The 17993-nt window shown below is 68.6% G+C and carries 17 protein-coding genes; 9 read left to right on the top strand and 8 right to left on the bottom strand.

Going from position 1 to position 17993, the window contains the following annotated elements; translation table 11 throughout:
- From G9373_RS33200 to G9373_RS33180, 5 genes are all read right to left on the bottom strand, one after another.
- The coding region (locus G9373_RS33200; RefSeq protein WP_346842879.1) for a condensation domain-containing protein at positions 1–1930 on the bottom strand (1930 nt) is incomplete at its 3' end.
- A gap of 269 nt (positions 1931–2199) precedes the next feature.
- Complete coding sequence (locus tag G9373_RS33195) at positions 2200–2982, bottom strand: polyprenol monophosphomannose synthase (RefSeq protein WP_133983877.1); 783 nt, start codon at positions 2980–2982, stop codon at positions 2200–2202.
- Positions 2909–4612: an apolipoprotein N-acyltransferase gene (gene lnt / locus G9373_RS33190; RefSeq protein WP_054246448.1), complete on the bottom strand. Its 1704-nt coding sequence runs from the start codon at positions 4610–4612 to the stop codon at positions 2909–2911. The genes G9373_RS33195 and lnt overlap by 74 nt, the downstream gene beginning before the upstream one ends.
- Positions 4602–6206, bottom strand: a complete 1605-nt coding sequence (locus G9373_RS33185; protein WP_167118976.1) for an amidohydrolase — start codon at positions 6204–6206, stop codon at positions 4602–4604. Before G9373_RS33185 ends, lnt begins: the two co-directional genes overlap by 11 nt.
- Positions 6207–6218: 12 nt before the next feature.
- On the bottom strand, positions 6219–6725 hold the full coding sequence (locus tag G9373_RS33180) for an FxsA family protein (RefSeq protein WP_005575303.1): 507 nt from the start codon (positions 6723–6725) through the stop codon (positions 6219–6221).
- Between the two features lie 202 nt (positions 6726–6927).
- On the opposite strand from G9373_RS33180, the gene G9373_RS33175 reads away from it, so the two are divergent.
- Positions 6928–7545 (top strand): hypothetical protein, encoded by a 618-nt coding sequence (locus G9373_RS33175; RefSeq protein WP_054246450.1) that lies wholly within the window; start codon positions 6928–6930, stop codon positions 7543–7545.
- A 27-nt stretch (positions 7546–7572) separates the two neighbouring features.
- Here the strand turns inward: G9373_RS33175 and G9373_RS33170 are convergent, their stop codons facing one another.
- Positions 7573–8232 carry a response regulator transcription factor gene (locus G9373_RS33170; RefSeq protein WP_005260679.1) on the bottom strand — a complete coding sequence of 220 codons (660 nt, stop codon included), beginning with the start codon at positions 8230–8232 and terminating at the stop codon, positions 7573–7575.
- Between the two features lie 177 nt (positions 8233–8409).
- Here G9373_RS33170 and G9373_RS33165 point away from each other — a divergent pair, with 177 nt between their 5' ends.
- The 5 genes from G9373_RS33165 (at position 8410) to G9373_RS33145 (ending at position 12087) form a co-directional block, all read left to right on the top strand.
- Entirely contained in the window at positions 8410–8838 is a 429-nt protein-coding gene (locus tag G9373_RS33165) for a CBS domain-containing protein (RefSeq protein WP_005246355.1), read from the top strand.
- Positions 8839–8849: 11 nt separating this feature from the next.
- A complete protein-coding gene (locus G9373_RS33160) occupies positions 8850–9134 on the top strand; it encodes a YciI family protein (protein ID WP_005575305.1) in 285 nt (94 codons plus the stop codon).
- A gap of 123 nt (positions 9135–9257) precedes the next feature.
- Positions 9258–9929: a PAS and ANTAR domain-containing protein gene (locus G9373_RS33155; protein WP_054246451.1), complete on the top strand. Its 672-nt coding sequence runs from the start codon at positions 9258–9260 to the stop codon at positions 9927–9929.
- Positions 9930–10166: 237 nt separating this feature from the next.
- The gene (locus G9373_RS33150) at positions 10167–11720 is read left to right on the top strand and encodes a hypothetical protein (RefSeq protein WP_167118971.1); all 1554 of its coding nucleotides are present in this window, start codon (positions 10167–10169) and stop codon (positions 11718–11720) included.
- 73 nt (positions 11721–11793) lie between these two features.
- The gene (locus G9373_RS33145; RefSeq protein WP_005575311.1) at positions 11794–12087 is read left to right on the top strand and encodes a nitroreductase/quinone reductase family protein; all 294 of its coding nucleotides are present in this window, start codon (positions 11794–11796) and stop codon (positions 12085–12087) included.
- A gap of 49 nt (positions 12088–12136) precedes the next feature.
- Here the strand turns inward: G9373_RS33145 and G9373_RS33140 are convergent, their stop codons facing one another.
- Positions 12137–12865 carry a TetR family transcriptional regulator gene (locus G9373_RS33140; RefSeq protein WP_005575312.1) on the bottom strand — a complete coding sequence of 243 codons (729 nt, stop codon included), beginning with the start codon at positions 12863–12865 and terminating at the stop codon, positions 12137–12139.
- A gap of 166 nt (positions 12866–13031) precedes the next feature.
- Here G9373_RS33140 and G9373_RS33135 point away from each other — a divergent pair, with 166 nt between their 5' ends.
- From G9373_RS33135 to G9373_RS33125, 3 genes are all read left to right on the top strand, one after another.
- The gene (locus G9373_RS33135; RefSeq protein ID WP_054246453.1) at positions 13032–14558 is read left to right on the top strand and encodes an APC family permease; all 1527 of its coding nucleotides are present in this window, start codon (positions 13032–13034) and stop codon (positions 14556–14558) included.
- A gap of 63 nt (positions 14559–14621) precedes the next feature.
- On the top strand, positions 14622–16277 hold the full coding sequence (locus G9373_RS33130) for an amidohydrolase (RefSeq protein ID WP_120661131.1): 1656 nt from the start codon (positions 14622–14624) through the stop codon (positions 16275–16277).
- Between the two features lie 116 nt (positions 16278–16393).
- Positions 16394–16798: a hypothetical protein gene (locus G9373_RS33125; RefSeq protein ID WP_037205128.1), complete on the top strand. Its 405-nt coding sequence runs from the start codon at positions 16394–16396 to the stop codon at positions 16796–16798.
- A 10-nt stretch (positions 16799–16808) separates the two neighbouring features.
- Here the strand turns inward: G9373_RS33125 and G9373_RS33120 are convergent, their stop codons facing one another.
- The gene (locus G9373_RS33120; RefSeq protein ID WP_037205116.1) at positions 16809–17972 is read right to left on the bottom strand and encodes a sensor histidine kinase; all 1164 of its coding nucleotides are present in this window, start codon (positions 17970–17972) and stop codon (positions 16809–16811) included.
- Positions 17973–17993 lie beyond the last annotated feature (21 nt).

Raw genomic sequence — 17993 nt, 5'->3', positions numbered from 1 at the left:
CACCCCGATGCGTGACCGCCACACCCTTCGGCCGACCCGTCGACCCCGAGGTGTAAATCACATACGCCGGATGATCCACCGACAACACACCCGCGCGGTCGGCGTCGGTGACCGCATCCGCCGGATAGGAGGCAACGGCAGACACAAACTCCGCGTCGTCGAGCACGATCCACTGGGTCGCGTCGGGCAAACCCTCCCGCAACGCGGCGGTCGTGATCCCGATCGGCGCCCCACAATCCTCCAGCATGAACGCGATCCGCTCGAACGGATAACCCGGATCCACCGGAACGAACGCCGCCCCCGCCTTCGCCACCGCCCACACACTCGACACCGACTCCCGCGACCGCGGCAACGCCAACGCCACCATGACCTCCGGGCCGACCTGGAGGTCGATCAGGAGTCGCGCGAGCTGGTTCGACGTCTCGTCGAGGGCGCGGTAGCTCAGGGCGGCGGACGTCCCGTGCCCGGGTGCGACGAGGGCATCGCCGTCCGGGTTGCTGCGCACGGCCCCGGCGAGTAGATCCGGCACGGTGACGGGTGCGAATCCGGCGCGCCCGGTGGCCGGCAGCAGGCTGCGGCGTTCGTCCTCGTCGAGGATGTCGAGGTCGCCGATCCGTCGTGGTCCGTCGGAGATGAGGAACGCGCCGAGGAACCGGCTGAAGCGGGCGTGATGCGCGGCGAGGGTGTCTTCGGAGTACAGGTCGGGGTTGGCCTCGAGGTCCAGGTTGAGGCTGGTGCCGGCGACCCCGTGATAGACGTTGACGGCGAGGTCGGTGATCGGTCCGGTGGACAGCAGTTCGAGCCTGCCGACGATGCTGCCGAGGGTGATCTCGTTGTGGAACAGCATGACGTTGATCAGTGGGCCGTAGAAGCCCTGATGATCGATGGCCGCGTCGCGACGGAGGTCGATGTGCGGGTACCGCTGATGCCGGAGCGCCGCGGTGACCTCCAGCCGGACCGCCGCCACCAGATCCGTGTTCGTCATGTCCGGGCGCACGTGCAGGCGCAACGGGACGACGTTGGACACCATGCCGCCCGAGCGGCGGAGCAGCGCGGTGGTGCGGGCGGTGACGGGCAGGCTGACCGCGACCTCCTCGCGTCCGGTCATCCGGGAAAGGTACGCGGCGAAGGCGGCGATGACCTCGAACGCGGTCGACGAGTCGTGGCGGTCCGTCGCAGCCTCGAGGTGGTCGACGAGGGCGTCGGGGATCTGGCCGCCCGTCGTGCGGCTCCGGGCCCGCGCGGGGGCGCTCCGGTCGACGAGGCTGTGCGGTTCGCCGATGGTGGACACCCGCTCGGACCAGTACTCCCGGTCGGCCCGGTAGCGCGCCGACGTCCGGTAGTCGTCGTCGACCCGGGCGACGTCGGTGAGTTCGGCAGCCTTGGACGGCCCGGCGGCGCGCCCCTCGACGGCTGCGGTGTAGAGCTCCGCGGTCCGGTCGACGAGGGTCACCGATCCCATGCCGTCGAGCGCGACGTGGTGGACCCTGCTGTACCAGTAGTGGCGATCCGGCCCGATGCGCAGAAGCGCCGAGGTCGTGAGCCGATCGCGGCACACGTCGAGCGGGGCGGTGTACTCCTGCCGCATCCACTCCTTGGCCGCGGCCCGCGGATCGGGCTCGTGCTGCAGGTCGACGAACCGGACCGATGCTTCCAGGGTCGGATCGACCAGCTGGTAGGGAACCCCGTCGACCTCGACGAGTCGGAGGAATGCGGAGCCGAGCTCACGGCCCGCGGTGATCATCGACTCCGACAGCAGCGGTACGTCGAGGGCACCCACCAGTTCGACGCACTGCGCGATGTTGACGGGTACGTCGGGATCGAGTTGCTGGGCGAACCACATGCCCTGCTGAGCGGCGGAGAGCGGAAATGCACCGTCCGGAAGGCGACCCTCGGTGGTCACGTCACCACTCGGCACAGCTTCGACCACCTTGTTCGTCCTCTTTCCCGCTCCGGCGGTGGGACGAACCCACCGGCCACCGAAGAAACTCATAGTGACCTGCGAACCTGGGAATTTACCGAACATTACCCGGGAGTACGCTTCAGGTTCCTATCGGACGTACGGTTCAGACCGTTTCACGGCGTCTCATAATGTGGACACCGCGCGGGTTTACCCACGTGGATCCTGTTTCCGGACCACAGATATAGCACTGCCCCACTCCTTCCCGGAAGGAGTGGGGCAGCGGTCGGTGCCGAGCCTCAGCCGGCTGTCACACCCTTGATCTTGGCGATTCGATTCCGCAGCCCCCACTGTGTGACCTTGAGGAGCGCCTCGCGGACGATCCCGCCGCTCATCTTGGATTCGCCGATCTCTCGTTCCGTGAACGTGATGGGAACTTCGCGGACGTCGAAGCCCTCCTGAATGGCCCGCCACGCCAGGTCCACCTGGAAGCAGTAGCCATGCGACTCCACCGCAGCGAGGTCGAGCTTCTCGAGCACCTCACGGCGGTACGCCCGGTATCCGCCGGTGATGTCTTTGATCTTCACGCCCAGGGCGAGCCGCGAGTAGATGTTCCCGCCGCGCGAGAGCCACTCGCGGTGCTTCGGCCAGTTGACCACCGTGCCGCCCGGCACGTACCTCGAACCGAGCACGAGGTCGGCGCCGGCGTCCACCTGGTCGAGGAGGCGATGCAACTGCTCGGGCGCGTGGCTGCCGTCCGCGTCCATTTCGACGAGGACGGTGTAGTCCCGGTCCAGGCCCCAGTGGAATCCGGCGATGTAGGCGGCTCCGAGACCGTTCTTCTCGGTGCGGTGCATCACGTGGATGCGGCCGGCGTCGTCGTTCGACGCGAGGGCGTCCGCGATGTCTCCGGTGCCGTCGGGGCTGCCGTCGTCGACAACCAGAACATGCGTCCGCGGCAGCGCCGCATGCAGGCGGCCCACGATCAGGCCGAGATTCTCCCGCTCGTTATACGTCGGAATGATCACCAGAGTCCGTGCGCTCGGTGCCCCGCTCTGCCCGGAATCGGTCTCCGATGCCATGAGGATCCTCCCTGCCGGCAACTGCCGGCGCCTTCTCGGTACTGCGTTGAATCAGTGGGCGAACTGTGCGTCGTCGTTGCACCACGGCGAACGCGACGGCAGCGACGGCGCCGACACAGAGGAGAACCTCCGGAATCGGGCCGAGCCGACTTGCCAGCGTAGTACCGGTGCGGAGCGGCACCTGCGACACCAGGGCCGCGGGTACGAAAAGTGGGGTTTCCGCCGCCGTGGACCCGTCGGGGCCGATGATCGCGCTCACACCGCTGGTCGCGGCGACGACGACGGCGCGACCGTGCTCTACGGCCCGCACCTGTGACATGGCGAGCTGCTGGTAGGTCATCTCGGTGTCGCCGAACGTGGCGTTGTTGGTGGGGACGGCGAGCAGTTCGGCGCCGCTGCGCACCGACTGCTCGAACGCCCGGTCGAACGCCACCTCGTAGCAGGTCGCGACCCCGACGGCGATTCCGTCCGCGTGGACGACCCCGTCCCCGTCCCCGGGAACGAAGTTGCCCGCCCGGTCGGCATACGAGGAGAAGTGCCGGAAGAACCCGCGGTACGGCAGGTACTCGCCGAACGGCTGGATGATCTTCTTGTCGTGCTGCTCCTGCGGTCCCGCATCGCCGTCCCACACGATCACCGAGTTGGTGGTGGTGCGGTCGGAATTCACGAGCACCGCACCCACCAGAATCGGCGCACCGATCGCCTCGGACGCCCGGGAGATGTCGGCGGCGGCGTCGGCGTTGCGCAGGGGATCGATGTCGGACGCGTTCTCCGGCCAGACGACGAGGTCGGGTTGCGGCGCCGCGCCCGACGCGACGTCGTCTGCGAGTTCGAGGGTGCGGTTCACGTGATTGTCGAGGACCCGCTTGCGTTGGTCGTTGAAGTCGAGTCCTAGTTTGGGGACGCTGCCCTGGATCGCGGCGACGGTGATCGTCCGGTCTCCCGAGTCCATGCCCGGCAGCGTCGGCCCCAGCGCGAGCGACACGACCGTCGCGGCGAGTGCGGCGACCAGACCGCCTGCGAGCGGCCGCGTCCAGTTCGTGGCGCCGCTCACCCGGGCCCGCACCGTCACGGCGACGGATGCCAGTCCGGCGCCGGTCAGCGCGACGGCGAAGCTGAGCAACGGGGCACCGCCAATGCTCGCGAGCGGTAGGAACCAGCCCTCCGACTGGCCGAACGCCAACCGCCCCCAGGGGAAGCCACCGAACGGCACGCTGGCGCGCAGCCACTCCGTGAGCGACCAGCACGCCGCGATCCACAGCGGGGCCCAGCGCAGCCGGGAGACGAGCACGGCGAGCACCCCGAACAATCCGATGTACAGCGACTCGACCGCGGCGAGGGCAAGCCATGGGAGGGCGCCGACGAACACCCCGATCCACGGGAGCAGCGGCACGAGGAAGCCGAGTCCCGCGAGGTAGCCGTAGCCGAAGCCCGCGCGCAATCTCGGTGCCGCACCCCCCGCACCGGTGAGGATCAGCGTCAGCAAGGCGATGCCGATGGGTGCGAGGAACCAGAGGGGGCGGGGCGGAAAGCCGGAGAACACGAGGAATCCCGCGGCCACCGACAGGACGGAACGTACCAGCACGCCGCGCTTTCCGGTGGTCCAGCGAGACGTGGTGCTACCGCTCATGGACGACGCTCCCCCGGTGCACCGAACGCAGCAGCACGGGTGTGGGCGCGTCGTCCTCGAGCCGCGGCAGGGCCGGGACCCGGGACCGGGGATCGGTCGACCACCGCTGCACGGAGTCCTTGGGGGCGCTGACCACGAGTTCACCGGCATCCCACACGGCGTACGACGCGGGCGCTCCGGGGTCGAGCGTCCCGGCAAGACCGTCCCGGACCCCGCCGGCCCGCCACGCGCCGCGCGTGGCAGCCGAGAACGCCGCGCGGGGGGAGATCCCGCTGCCGGGCGTGCGGTGGTGGACGGCCGCGCGCAGCATCGCCCACGGGTCGACCGGGGTGACGGGTGCGTCGGAGCTCAGTGCCAGCGACACCCCGGCGGAGGCGGCGACGGCGAACGGGTTGAGGGTGAGGGCACGCTCGGTTCCGAGGCGCTGCGCGTACAGGCCGTCGGTCCCACCCCACAGGGCGTCGAACGCGGGCTGGACGCTGGCGATCACACCCCACTGCGCAAGCCGCGCCGCGTCGTCACCGGTCAACATCTCGGCGTGTTCGAGTCGGTGCCCGGCCTTCGCAACCGCGGGACCGCCCAGTTCGTCGGCGACGACGGCGAACGCGTCGACCGCGGCCCGGACGGCGGCGTCGCCGATGACGTGGAATCCGGCCTGAATTCCGGCGATGGTGCAGGCGCGCACGTGTGCGGCGATCTCGTCGACTCCCAGGTAGCTCTTGCCGGTCCCGCCGGCCAGATCGGCATAGGGTTCGCTGAGCCACGCCGTGTGGGAGCCGAGGGATCCGTCGATGAACAGGTCGCCGCCCAGCGCGTGGGCGCCGGTGGTGTTCAACAGCTTTCTGGCCTCGTCGGCGTCGGCGACCGCCTCACCCCAGTAGCCGCGGACCTCGACACCGTGCGGGGTGGCGAGGAGTTCACGGAAATCGTCGAGTCCGGCGATGTCGGGGCCCCCGCACTCGTGCACTGCGACGATGCCGCGGGAGGCGATGGCGTCGAGGGCGGCGATGCGGGCGGCGGAACGCTGCTCGGCCGTCAGCAGCGAGCGCGCGACGGTGCGGGCGGCGTGGTGCGCCTCGAATGTCAGCGGCCCCTCCGGCGAGAAGCCGGCGGTGTCGCTCAGATCCGGGACCGACCGGCGCAGGGCCGTCGAGCAGACTGCCGAATGGACGTCGATCCGGGACAGATACACCGTGCGTCCGGGCGCGGCCTCGTCGAGTTGCGCCGTGGTGGGACCGGCGCCGTCCGGCCACGCCGATTCGTCCCAGCCGTGTCCCCAGATGACTGCGTCGCCGTGGGTGCGGGCGAAGGAGGCGAGCCGGTCCAGGCATTCGCGAAGCGATCCGACACCGACCAGGTCGAGTCCGACGATGTTCAGGCCGAGCGCTGTGACGTGCACGTGGGTGTCGACGAAAGCCGGGGTGACGAACGCGCCGCCGAGGTCGACCACGTCGGCGCCGGGGTGCAGCGCACGGGCCGCGCGGTCGTCGCCGATCCACGTCACGACGCCGTCGGTCACTGCCATCGACGTGGCGTCTGGAGCAAAGGAACTGTAGATTCGGCCGTCGACCAGCAGTTGTGTAGTCACAGGCAACCAGTCTGCCTGTTAGGGCAGAACGCGGGGATCACGGGTCGGGGTTCGGGGCTCCTCGTCGATCACTACGCCCTCGAAGACCTCGTCGACCACCTCCCCTTCGATCACTTCGCCGCCACCCCGCCGGGGTGCCCGCGCGAACGCTTCCGCCCCGGCCGCGACGGTGGCGGCACGCCTGCCTGCCAGCAGGACCACGACGGGCCGAAGTGCCCACCGGGTGGGGGGAACGAGGAAGAGCAGCCCGAGCACCGAGGTGACCAGGCCGGGGACGAACATCAGCGCGGAGCCCAACGCGACGAGTGCGCCGTCCGCGACCGCCGCACCAGGAGAGCCGTCGCCGCTCGCCGCCCGGCGCAGGCCGTCCATCACACGACGCCACTGCGACCGCATCAGCAACAGTCCGATCAGCGTTCCACCGAGCAGGAGGAGAACCGTCCACAGCACGCCGATCGCGTTACCGACCAGGACGAGAGCGGCGATCTCCACCACTACGTACAACAGGAACAGTGCGGCGTACATGACGCCCCCTTTCGGACGGCCGGGTCATCGAGGGTCTGGGTCAACCGTCTGATCGTTCAACGTTCGACGGCGCCGATTTTCTCCCGGCCGTTGATATCGAAGCGCTCACAATGCTAAACCTCAAGTTGACATTGAGAGTCTGCGCATGATGCAGTTCACTGCGATGGGGGTCTTCCGACCCCGCGCACAACGAGGAGCCGATATGACTCGTTCCACCGTCTTCCGCCGAGCCGCAATCGTTCTCGCGGCCGCAGCCGCCTTCGGCATGCTGTCTTCGGGACCGGCATCGGCAGCACCGGTCGCCGACTTCGCGAAGGGTGCCGCCGAACTGCAGGCGCTGGCCACCGAGGTCTCCCCCGCCGCGACGGCCGCCGTGGACGCTCTTCTCGGCGCCAGCGTGTTCATCCCGAAGGATGTGCTCGAGGTCGGACTCACCACACCGCAGGACTTCATGTACCCGTCCCCCACGCTCGGGTGCGGCGTCGCCGACAAGCCCGCGACGGTCACGCTGGCGAGCGCTCAGGGCGGACCGAACCTGTTCCCCCAGATCACCGCGAACCAACTCCGATTCCAGGCCATCCCCGCCTACGTGGCGATCCCGCAGTCGTCCGACCTCAGCGTCGCCTGGATCAACCTCACGACGTTCCAGGGCGGGATCGTCAAGCTCGACGACAAGCTTCCGATCATCAATACCCCGCTGCTGTCGAAGATCGTCGACACCGGCAAGGGAACCGTCCTCGCGACGATGTTCGGGACGGTCGGCTACGCCGACTCCGTCACGTGCACCGTGGTCCCGACCGTCGGCACCTTCACCGTCTAGCGGCAGTACGCTTCCCCACCCGCCGGCCTACGAGCCGGGTCGCACCAGGCCCGTCTCGTAGGCCAGCACCACTGCCTGGACCCGGTCGCGGACGTTCAACTTGGTCAGAATCCGGCCCACGTGCGATTTGATGGTCGACTCCGAGAGGAAGAGCTGACCGGCGATCTCCGTGTTCGACAAGCCGGTGGCGACCAGCTGCAGCACTTCCCGTTCACGCTCGGTCAGCACGTCGAGGACCTCCGGGTCACGAAGCGGACCGGGACCGTCGTCGAGGAACCTCGCCAGCAACCGGCGGGTCACCTTCGGCGACACCACTGCGTCCCCCGCGGCCACACTGCGGATCGCCGACACCAGGTCTTCCGACGGGGTGTCCTTGAGCAGGAAGCCGCTGGCCCCGGCCCGCAACGCACCCATGGCGTGCTCGTCGAGGTCGAAGGTGGTCATCACCAGCACGCGACTCGCGACCCCCGACTCCAGGATCTGGGCGGTCGCGCTGACCCCGTCCACCACCGGCATACGGACGTCCATCAACACCACATCGGGTTCGAGTTTGCGGACCGCGGCGACGGCCGCCGCTCCGTCGCTCGCCTCACCGACGACAGTGATGTCGTCCTGAGCGTCGAGCACCATGTTGAGGCCCATCCGCATCAGTTCCTGGTCGTCGACGAGTAGCACGGTGATCGGCACAGCGCCAACCTAACACCGCAGTCCCGGTGGGCGCCCGACCCGCACACCGGCCCGCGGGACACGGCGGTCACGAGTAGATAACCAAACCAAGACCGGCAGAAGCGCTGGCATACGCTCGAAGTCTGCCTATGATCGAATCGGCGGCCAGTCGGAGTGCCCACAGATCGGGGTGTCCAGATGCGAATCGCGGATGTGTTGCGGAACAAGGGTCCGGCCGTGGTGACGGTCGATCCGGAGATGCCGGTCAGCACACTGATCGGCGAACTCGCCAGGCACAATGTGGGCGCCCTGGTGGTAACGGAGAACGACGCCGTCGTCGGGATCGTCACCGAACGCGACGTCGTGCGCCGCATCCACGAGCGCGGCCCCGACATCCTGAATGCCCGGGTCGTGGACATCATGACGACATCGGTGTTCACCTGTCTCCCGACCGACACCGTGGACAGTCTCGCCGAAACCATGACCGAACGCCGGATCCGGCACCTGCCGGTGATCGTGGACGGGCAGCTGGTCGGCATCGTCAGCATCGGCGACGTGGTGAAGAGCCGGATCGGCGAGCTGCAGACCGAACGCGACCAGCTCGAGTCGTACATCGACCACGGCTGAGCGAGAACCTGATGGCCCTGTTCGTCGTGGAATACACGTACAGCCCCGAGACGTCGTCCCTGCGCGACGATCACCGGACGCAGCATCGTGGGTGGCTCACCGAACTCGTCCGCCGCAAGGTCATGCGTTCGACCGGCCCCCTCGCCGACGGCCACGGTGCGCTGTTCATCGTCGAGGCCGAGGACGAGGACGCCGTCGCGCGCCTGTTCGCGCAGGATCCGTTCGTACAGGAAAATCTGGTCGAGAAGGTGCAGATCCGCGAATGGACGCCCGCGATGGGCGAATTCAGCGAGTAGGACGCGCGTCACACCCAGCCGAACAGGGCTCGGCTCCGAATCCCTCTAGCGGATCGTTCTGCGCACGCCGCGACGATCGGCTGTACGAGTCGTCGTCGGGGCGAAGAATTGAAGGAAGTACGCATGTCCGGGTTCCCCCTCGCACCGACCGACAGTCTCGGCCACGACGCGTTCACCTCGCTGGTGGTCTCTCTGCCGCGCCCCGTCTGCGTGTACGACGACCGACGGCGACTGGTGTTGACGAACCCGGCCCTGGCCGACCTCGTCGGCTACCGATTGGACGAGTTCGATCGTGTGGACCTCGCCGGTTTGATGCACCCGTCGGACGCGCCGCGGTGGTTCGGCCTCGTCGGGGGTGTCCTCGATACCGGCGCCGCCCAAGCGGGCTATGCCCGCGTCCGGCACAGGAACGGGAACTGGCTGTGGGCGCACGGGGTCGCCTCCATGTTCACCTCCGCGGACGCCCGCTTCGTCGTGCTCGTGTGGCAGGACAGGACCGACGAGATCTGGGACAACCCCCGCTTGCTCGACACGGCGGAAGTCGCTTCGCTCGACATCGTCCGTTCGCGGGCAGTCATCGAACAGGCCAAGGGTGCGCTGATGCTCGTCTACTCCATCTCCGCCGACGCCGCCTTCGACCTCCTGACGTGGCGGTCACAGCAGACGAACACGAAGATCCGCGTCATCGCGGAGCAACTCGTTCTCGCATTCGGCGACGAAATCCACACGCCCACTTCGTTTCGCGACCGTTTCGACGCTCTGCTGCTCACCGCTCACGAGCGGCACCGCCGATAGGAAAGCCCGGGGCGGTCCCGCGACCTGGGGGCTCAACCCGCGGAACCTGGGCCGGCGGTGCCACCGGTGACGCTTCCGGCCCTGGGGCGTCGATTTCCCGTCTTCTCGAATGACTAAACAGTCGACAGGCACCTGCGAGTTCGCGCGGGAGGACATTTCCGGGAACCGGTGACCGTGTCGCCGCCGAGTTCGGTGGCTGCGAGCAGCGGTCCCGGCTCCACTCTCTAGGATGTCGCGGTGTCCACAGGATTGCTGAACGAACCGCTCGAGCGGTCTGCCCCGCCACCGGTACCGAGCCCGTTTCGGGCGCCGGCGATCCTCGCCGCGTCCGGCGCGGTGGTGGCGGCCGTGTTGTTCTGGATCGTCTCCGGCAGCCTGACGGACGACGCCTACATCAGTCTGTCGGCCGCCAGGAACCTCGCCGTCCACGGGGAGTGGGCGATCGTAAACGGACTGACCGCGAACACGTCGACGTCCCCGCTCAACGTGCTCGTGCTCGGGGCATTGACGTTCCTGACCCGATTGTGGGGCCCGGGCGATCCCCTGTTCGCGCTCGGAATGCTCAACGTCGCGGTCACCGCCCTGTTGGGCTGGGTGCTGGCGCGCACGTGCCGGCGCCTCGGCCTCGGGACCGTCTGGGCGGTGCTCGCCGGTGCGCTGGTGGTGTTCAACCCGTTCGTGTTGTCCGCGGTCGGACTCGAGGTGCTGCTGATCCCGGCGGCCGTCGCGGTGATGGTGTGGTTCGCGCTCGAAGGCAGGGCCGCCTGGTTCGGCGCGGCCGCGGGCATGGCGTCGCTGGTACGTCTGGACCTGCTCGTCTTCGTCGTGGTCATCGCCGCCCTGTCACCGGCGATTCGCACGCAACTGCGCCGCGCTCTCGCCGGCTTCGCCGCGATCGCCGGGCCGTGGTACCTGTTCAGCTGGATCGTCCTCGGTTCGGCTCTGCCCGACACCTTCCTGATCAAGCAGGGCCAGGCCTCCGATGTGGGCGGCTACAACTACCTCACCGGCCCGATCATGTACTTCGAGTCCAACCCGTGGCGGACTATGGCGGCATTCGGTCCCGCGGCCCTCGCACTCGTTCTGATTCTCGTCGCGCTCGCCTCGTACGCCAGGCCGGGGAAGCGACCGGTGCCTGTGCCGCTGCTCGCGCTCGGACTGTCCGGTGCTCTCTACTACGCCGCCTACGTCGTGCTCGACACCGTGCCGTACCACTGGTATTACGTGGCGCCCGCGACCACGCTGGCGATGTTCGCCGTCCTCGCCGCCGGCATCCACTGGAGCGCCGCGCGCAACGCCACGGACCGCGCTGTCGCCGGCACACTGGCCGGCCTGCTCGCCGTGCTGGGCGCCGGCGCCGTGTACTACGACGTCGAGAGCGGTCTCCCGTGGGACGCACCCCCCATCTTCGGTAACTGGGCGAGTGCGCAGGACTACGAGCGGGTCGGCCGGGCGGTCGGGACCCTCGTCGGGGAGGCACCGGTGCGATCCCCCGGTGAGATCGGGACCCTCGCGTACTTCTGTGAATGCGTCATCGTCGACGAATTCTCCGACCGCGGATTGGTGGTCGAGGACCGGTTGGTGCCCCGTCTCGCGGAGGCCACCGAACCGACGCGCACATTGCTGCGCGCGAACTACGCCTTCTTCGACTACCGGCTCGCACCCGTGAACCCCGCATTCGATCTCCGCTACCAGGAAGGCCGTGGTCCCGGCGGCCCGATGTCCTGGGACGTGTTCTCCGCCGCCCGCGGAGCCGGCCACTTCATCCTGGTGCCGCTCGCCGGCGGCTGACGTCGTCGCCCAGTCTGCCCTCGAAGACGGGGACCGTGCCTACCTGGTCTCGCTTCTGCCACCCGCGTTGGCGATGACGCGCCCGGATTTCGTCGCAGGCTGGGTGTGGAACATCCGTGGGAACCCACGGGTCCGGCTGCGGATGCCGGCGGGTTGGTGCGATGGACTCGCGCGAGAGATCACCGATCGTGCGGAGCTCGACGATGCCCGGGACGCTATCTGCGAGACGGTCAATGTGTTCGACTATGGCGAATGCGCCGTGCATCTACGCGGGTTGCCTACGCGCGCGAAGATCAAGGATCTGCACCGGTACTGGTTCGACACAGGTCGGCCACTCGTCATCGAGCTCCGGGATGCTCCCAGGTAATCCGGCGACTCCCCCGGCCCGTTCGGCCACGATTCGAGCCGAGCGCTTGTCACGACGTCGCGGATTCTCGCTTCGCGTCGAGTCGGTGAAGCAGGGTGCGAGCGCCGTCGAGGAGCAGTTCGAGTGCGTCGGGATAGGCGCTGCGGTCGGAGAGGTCGACGAGAAGACCCGCGGTCGCAGCGATGTGCGGATGCGTCTCGGCAGGCAGCTGCGCGTAGGCGGATCGCCACAGTTGCCGATCGGACTCGCGGACGTCCTCGGGTAGAGCGAGTTCGGCTCCGTCGAGGGCTGCGAAGGCCAGCATCTGGTCCACGAACGCGCGGTAGAGGCGCACTGCTGCGCCGTCGGGGAATCCCGCCTCGCGCAGTATTCCGAGGATCGTGTCGACGGCTGCTTTCTCCGAGGTACGACCGCTGACGCGGCTGGCCGACAGGACTGCCGCCTGGGGATGGTCCAGATACGCTGCATGCGAACGTATTCCGAGAGAGTGGAGGTCCCGCCACCAGTCCCCGGTGGGTTCCCACCCGTGGAACGACCGACCGATCAGCTCGTCGGCGATCGCTAACGTCAGGTCGTCGATGCCGCGGAAGTACCGGTACAGGGTGCTGGGGTCGGCCCCGAGCGCAGCCCCGAGGCGCCGGACGGACAGACCGGCACTGCCGTGGTGGCGGAGCAACCGCAGCGCCGTCTCCATGATCAGCTGCTCCGAGAGAACTGCACCCTGCTTCGTCGGCCTGCGCCTCTTCCTGGCCGAGTCCGAGACCACCTGCTTCGCCATCCCGGCTCCCTTCCGTCCACGGAAGCTTATGCCAACACCGTTGACGCTGCAATCGGCGACAGTGTTGCATGTCACAGGGAGCGAAGCCCCAGGCCGCGGACACGAGAATGCGGATCGGTGCGTGGCCTCTCATCCCTCCCATCCCTCCATCGAAAGCGACGCACACATGGCAGCAGTGAACAACGGCGCGGTCGACGCGCCGAGGGCGACCGCCCTCCGCAAATCCCTCGGCGTCATCGACGGAATTGCGATCGCCGCCTCGAGTACCGCGGCGACGACGAGCATCGGTGTCGGCTTGGGAGTCATCGCCGCCGTGGTCGGTCTCCAGATGCCGGTGGTGTTGGTACTGGCCTTCGTCCCGATTCTGGGAATTGCCAGCGGATACGCCCGGCTCAACAGGGTCGAACCCAATTGCGGCAACAGCTATGTCTGGGTAGGCCGCAGCCTCAGTCCGTGGCTGGGCTTCCTCACCGGTTGGATGGCCATCGTCGCCGTTGTCGTGTTCATGGCCTACACCACCGCGATCGCCGGGTCCGCGATCCTGCAACTCGCCGGCATGGCCGGCCTGCACAGCATCGGCGGGCTCACCCTCGATCCCGACTCCACGCTCCAGTCCACGATGCTGGGGCTGACGATCCTGGGGGCGGTGACCTTCACCGCCGTCCGCGGCGTCGCGGTCGCGGCCCGGCTGCAGAAGTATCTCCTCGTCTTCGAGTACGTCGTGTTGATCGGCTTCTGCACGTACGGGTTGTTCGCCGGGAGCCAGCCGTTCTCCCTCTCCTGGTTCGATCCCTTTGCGATTCCCTCGTTCGCCGTGCTGGCTCAGGGCATGGTGATCGCGGTCTTCTTCTACTGGGGTTTCGAAGCGGCGTTCAGCGTGAGCGAGGAGGTGCGCGACCCGCGCGACGCGTCCCGCGCCGGGGTGATCACCGTCTTCCTGGTCCTCGGATTGTTCCTGCTCGGTGCGGTGGCGTTCCAGCGCGTCCTCACCCCCACGGAACTGGCGGACAACGGGACCGTCGGGCTCGCGTTCCTCGGCGAGGCACTCGCCCGGCAGCCATTGGCGGCTCTCCCCGTGGTCGCGTTGATGTTCTCCGTCGTCGCGTCGCTCCAGGCCACCGTGATACCCAGCGCGCGTGGACTGTTCGCAATGGGCCGGGACCGCACTCTCGGCCCGGTGTGGACCCGCATCCATTCCCGTTACGGAACCCCGGCGGCCGGCACCGTGCTGCTCGGCGCCATCTCCGCCGTGGTCGCGCTGCTGGCCACGGTCATCCCCAAACTCAGCGACCTTCTCGGTGCGGGCATCAGTTCGATCGGCCTGGTGGTCGCCGTCTGGTACGGCCTGACGGCACTCGCCGCCGCTGTCCGGTTCCGCGGCCTCCTGCGCGAGCATCCGTGGGAGGGGCTGCGCGCGGTGGTGTTTCCCGCCCTCAGCGCCCTGGTGTTGCTGGCGCTGGGCGGCTACCTGGGCTGGATCTTCTACACCTCGGCAGATCATCTCGAATTCAGTGCGACCAACGGCTGGTTTCAGCTGCTGTTCCCGGTCCTCATCCTGATCTCGGGGCTGGTGGTGGCCGCGCACGCGAAGTGGGTCCGCCGGTCGCCCTATTTCGTCACCGGCCGCGGAACGGATGCCGGCGACGCCGACCTGCTCGGCGCGCCCACCGAAGTTCCCGTGACCACCCCCTGACCGATCAGCGCGACACAACCTGATCCGAATACCGACGACAGCACTTCCCGATAGGAGATTCCGATGTCAGCAGGACCCGCAGATCTGGTCTTCACCGGCGGATCGATTGCCACCCTGGACCCGGCCCGCAGCCGCGCCACGACGGTCGCCGTCACCGGTGGCCGGATATCAGCCGTCGGCCACGACGAGGTCCGGGAGCTGATCGGCACCCGCACCGAGGTCGTCGACCTCACCGGCAGGCTGCTGCTGCCAGGCTTCCAGGACGCGCACATCCATCCCGTGGTGGCCGGCCTCGAGTACGCCCGCTGCAACCTCACCGGCACCAGCGACGCCGCCGCCACCCTCGCCGCCATCCGCAGCTACGCCGACGCACACCCGGAGTTGCCGTGGATCGTCGGCGGCGGGTGGTCGATGGAGGCGTTCGACGGGGGCACACCCACCGCGCAACTCCTCGACACCGTCGTGCGGGATCGGCCGGTGTTTCTGCCCAACCGCGACCATCACGGAGCATGGGCCAACACGAGAGCTCTGGACCTCGCGGGCATCACTCGAGACACCCCCGATCCCGTCGGCGGACGTATCGAACGCGACGCCGACGGCGCGCCGACCGGCATGCTCCAGGAGTCTGCGATGGAGCTGGTCGGCTGCCACACCCCGCAGCACACCCCCGACGACCGGCTGAAGGCGCTGCTCCACGCCCAGCAGCACCTGCATTCGCTCGGCATCACCGCGTGGCAGGACGCGCTACTCGGCGACACCTCCGGGATCTCCGATGTCTCCGACGCCTACCTGACCGCGGCCGGCGACGGCTCCCTCACCGCGCGGGTTGCGGGCGCCCTGTGGTGGGATCGCGATCGGGGCGCCGAGCAGGTCCCCGACCTGCTCCGGCGACGGTCCCTTCTCCGCGTCGGGAGGATGCGGGCCGACACCGTGAAGATCATGCTCGATGGTGTCGCCGAATCCCGCACCGCGGCCATGATCTCCCCGTATCTGGATGGATGCGGCTGCGCGACAGCCCATTCCGGGACCAGCTTCGTCGACCCGGACGAGCTGCGCGGCTACGTCACCGAGCTCGACGCCCTCGGATTTCAGGTGCACTTCCACGCGCTCGGCGACCGGGCCGTGCGGGATGCGCTCGACGCGGTCGACGCCGCTCGGACGACGAACGGATTCCGCGACACCCGGCCGCACCTCGCCCACCTGCAGGTCGTGGACCCGGGCGACATCCCCCGTTTCCGCGCGCTCGGCGTCACGGCCAACATGCAACCGCTGTGGGCAGCCCACGAGCCGCAGATGGACGAACTCACCATCCCCTTCCTCGGGGACGAACGCTCCCGCCGGCAGTACCCCTTCGGTTCCCTGCTGCGCTCGGGCGCAACGCTGGCGGCCGGCAGCGACTGGCCGGTCAGCAGCGCCGACCCGATCCACGGCATCCATGTCGCGGTCAATCGCGTACTGCCGGGCCGGGACGGGCAGGGACGCCCGGTGTTCCTCCCGGAGCAGCGAATCGACCTCACGGCCGCACTCACCGCGTACACCGCCGGGTCCGCGTACGTGAACCACCTCGACGACACGGGGAGCATCGAGGTGGGCAAGCTCGCCGACCTGGTGGTCCTCGACCGGGATCCGTTCACCGGAACCGCCGACGCGATCGGCGAGACCCGGGCCGTCCTGACCTATGTGGGCGGTGATCGCGTCTACACGGCACCGGACGCCTGAGGACCAGCGGGAGGCAGCCCTGGTCGGCGGCGCGAATGCCGGTCGGCGGACCGTCGTGGCGCCGATCGGCATGCGCGGCCACACTGGAGGTGTCCCGCCGAAGTCAGGAGACAGTGATGGGCGACAACAGGCCGTTCGGGTTCGACCCCGACGATCTCGACCGCGTGATCCGTGAGGCCGGCGAGGAATTGCAGGGCGTCAAGGACCGGATCGTCAGGTTCCTGGACCAGGCAGATTCTCAGATTCCGTGGACGGGCGTGTTCGCGGACTTCGCCCGGTCGCCGCGCGGCGCGTCGAAGCCGGAAACGACGGGTGAGACCGGTGACGGTGTGTGGGCGATCTACACGCTCGACGGCGAGGGCGTCGCACGGGTCGAGCAGGTGTATGCCACCGAACTCGATGCGCTCCGCGCGCACAAGCACAACACGGATCCTCACCGGTCGGTGCGGTTCCTTCCCTATGGCGTCACCGTCAGCGTCCTCGACCAGCCGGAGGAAGCGACACCACCAGAGACGGAGTAGCCGGGGCCGCTCAGTCCTCGAGCTCGAGCGGCAACTCCGCGGTGACCCGCCAACTGCCGTCGGTCTGCCGTCCCGCCTCGAGGGTGCCGTGCAGCACGGCGACCCGCTCCCGCATCCCCAGCAGCCCGTTGCCCGATCCGAGCGAGAACTGCCCGGACGAGTTGCCGTTGTCGGTGATTTCGACGAGCACGTCCGTCTCGCGGCGCCGCACCCGCACCTTCGCGCGCGGACGTTCTCCGGCATGCCGCAGCACGTTCGTCAGCGATTCCTGGACCAGCCGGTGGACGCCGAGACTGACCGCCGGGCTGATGTCGTCCAACTCCCCCGTCAGCTCGAGTTCCACGGGCAGTCCGGCGCTGCGCATCATGTCGACCACCCGGGCGAGGCCGGCCGTGCCGTGCTGGGGCATGTCGTCGGTCGCCGGTTCGGTGCGCAGCAGCGAGACGGTGCGCCGCAGTTCCGCCAGAGCCTCCCGCCCGGTGCCGGCGATGTTGGTGAGTGCCTGCTTCGCGATGTCGGGGTTGCTCTTCAAGGCGTAGGACGCGCCGTCGGCCTGAACGATCATCACACTCACCGCGTGCGCGACGACGTCGTGCAATTCCCGGGCGATCCGGGTCCGCTCGGCCGCCACCGCGTCCTCGGCGCGACGATCCCGGTCGTAGTCGGCGACGACGAGGCGCGCGGCGACCTCTTCGTCGTAGGCCCGGCGGGCGCCGAGGAACTCCGCCGTGATCCAGGAGAGCGCGAAGACGAGGACCGAGAACAGTCCGGCCGCCAGCAGTTCCTGTTCCAGTAACCAGATCGACAGGGCCGAATCCACGGCGAGGCCCACCGCGTACATCGCGGCGGTCCGGCGGTCGACGTAGGCCACGAGTGTGTACAGGGCGACGGCGAGCGCCAGCAGACCGGGATGCTCGGCGTCGAGGTCACCGATCGAGTAACTGACGAACGTGATCGTGATCGACACCACCAGAACGGCACCGGCCGCCGCCCGCGGATACTTGCGACGCCACGCGATAGGCAGGCACAGCAGGAAACCCATGACCAGCTGCACCCACGGCGAGCGGTCTCCCGACGCGGTGAACACGAACACCTCGAGGGCGAACAGGATCGCCGCCAACATCGAGTCCGCAACCGTCGGCTTTCCTCGCAGCCACAGACTGAACCTCCGCATGTGCACAGCGTAAGTACCTCA

The organism is Rhodococcus sp. A14 (assembly GCF_011603105.1).
Taxonomy (GTDB): domain Bacteria; phylum Actinomycetota; class Actinomycetes; order Mycobacteriales; family Mycobacteriaceae; genus Rhodococcus_F; species Rhodococcus_F opacus.
This window is presented reverse-complemented; position numbering and strand designations above follow the sequence as displayed.

Excerpts from the sequence above, each read along its gene's own strand:
- G9373_RS33135 (WP_054246453.1), top strand. The coding sequence starts at position 13,032 with ATGGCAGCAGTGAACAACGGCGCGGTCGACGCGCCGAGGGCGACCGCC.
- G9373_RS33125 (WP_037205128.1), top strand. The coding sequence starts at position 16,394 with ATGGGCGACAACAGGCCGTTCGGGTTCGACCCCGACGATCTCGACCGC.
- G9373_RS33195 (WP_133983877.1), bottom strand. The coding sequence starts at position 2,982 with ATGGCATCGGAGACCGATTCCGGGCAGAGCGGGGCACCGAGCGCACGG.
- G9373_RS33140 (WP_005575312.1), bottom strand. The coding sequence starts at position 12,865 with ATGGCGAAGCAGGTGGTCTCGGACTCGGCCAGGAAGAGGCGCAGGCCG.
- G9373_RS33165 (WP_005246355.1), top strand. The coding sequence starts at position 8,410 with ATGCGAATCGCGGATGTGTTGCGGAACAAGGGTCCGGCCGTGGTGACG.
- G9373_RS33155 (WP_054246451.1), top strand. The coding sequence starts at position 9,258 with ATGTCCGGGTTCCCCCTCGCACCGACCGACAGTCTCGGCCACGACGCG.
- G9373_RS33175 (WP_054246450.1), top strand. The coding sequence starts at position 6,928 with ATGACTCGTTCCACCGTCTTCCGCCGAGCCGCAATCGTTCTCGCGGCC.
- G9373_RS33130 (WP_120661131.1), top strand. The coding sequence starts at position 14,622 with ATGTCAGCAGGACCCGCAGATCTGGTCTTCACCGGCGGATCGATTGCC.
- lnt (WP_054246448.1), bottom strand. The coding sequence starts at position 4,612 with ATGAGCGGTAGCACCACGTCTCGCTGGACCACCGGAAAGCGCGGCGTG.
- G9373_RS33160 (WP_005575305.1), top strand. The coding sequence starts at position 8,850 with ATGGCCCTGTTCGTCGTGGAATACACGTACAGCCCCGAGACGTCGTCC.
- G9373_RS33120 (WP_037205116.1), bottom strand. The coding sequence starts at position 17,972 with ATGCGGAGGTTCAGTCTGTGGCTGCGAGGAAAGCCGACGGTTGCGGAC.
- G9373_RS33180 (WP_005575303.1), bottom strand. The coding sequence starts at position 6,725 with ATGTACGCCGCACTGTTCCTGTTGTACGTAGTGGTGGAGATCGCCGCT.
- G9373_RS33145 (WP_005575311.1), top strand. The coding sequence starts at position 11,794 with ATGACGCGCCCGGATTTCGTCGCAGGCTGGGTGTGGAACATCCGTGGG.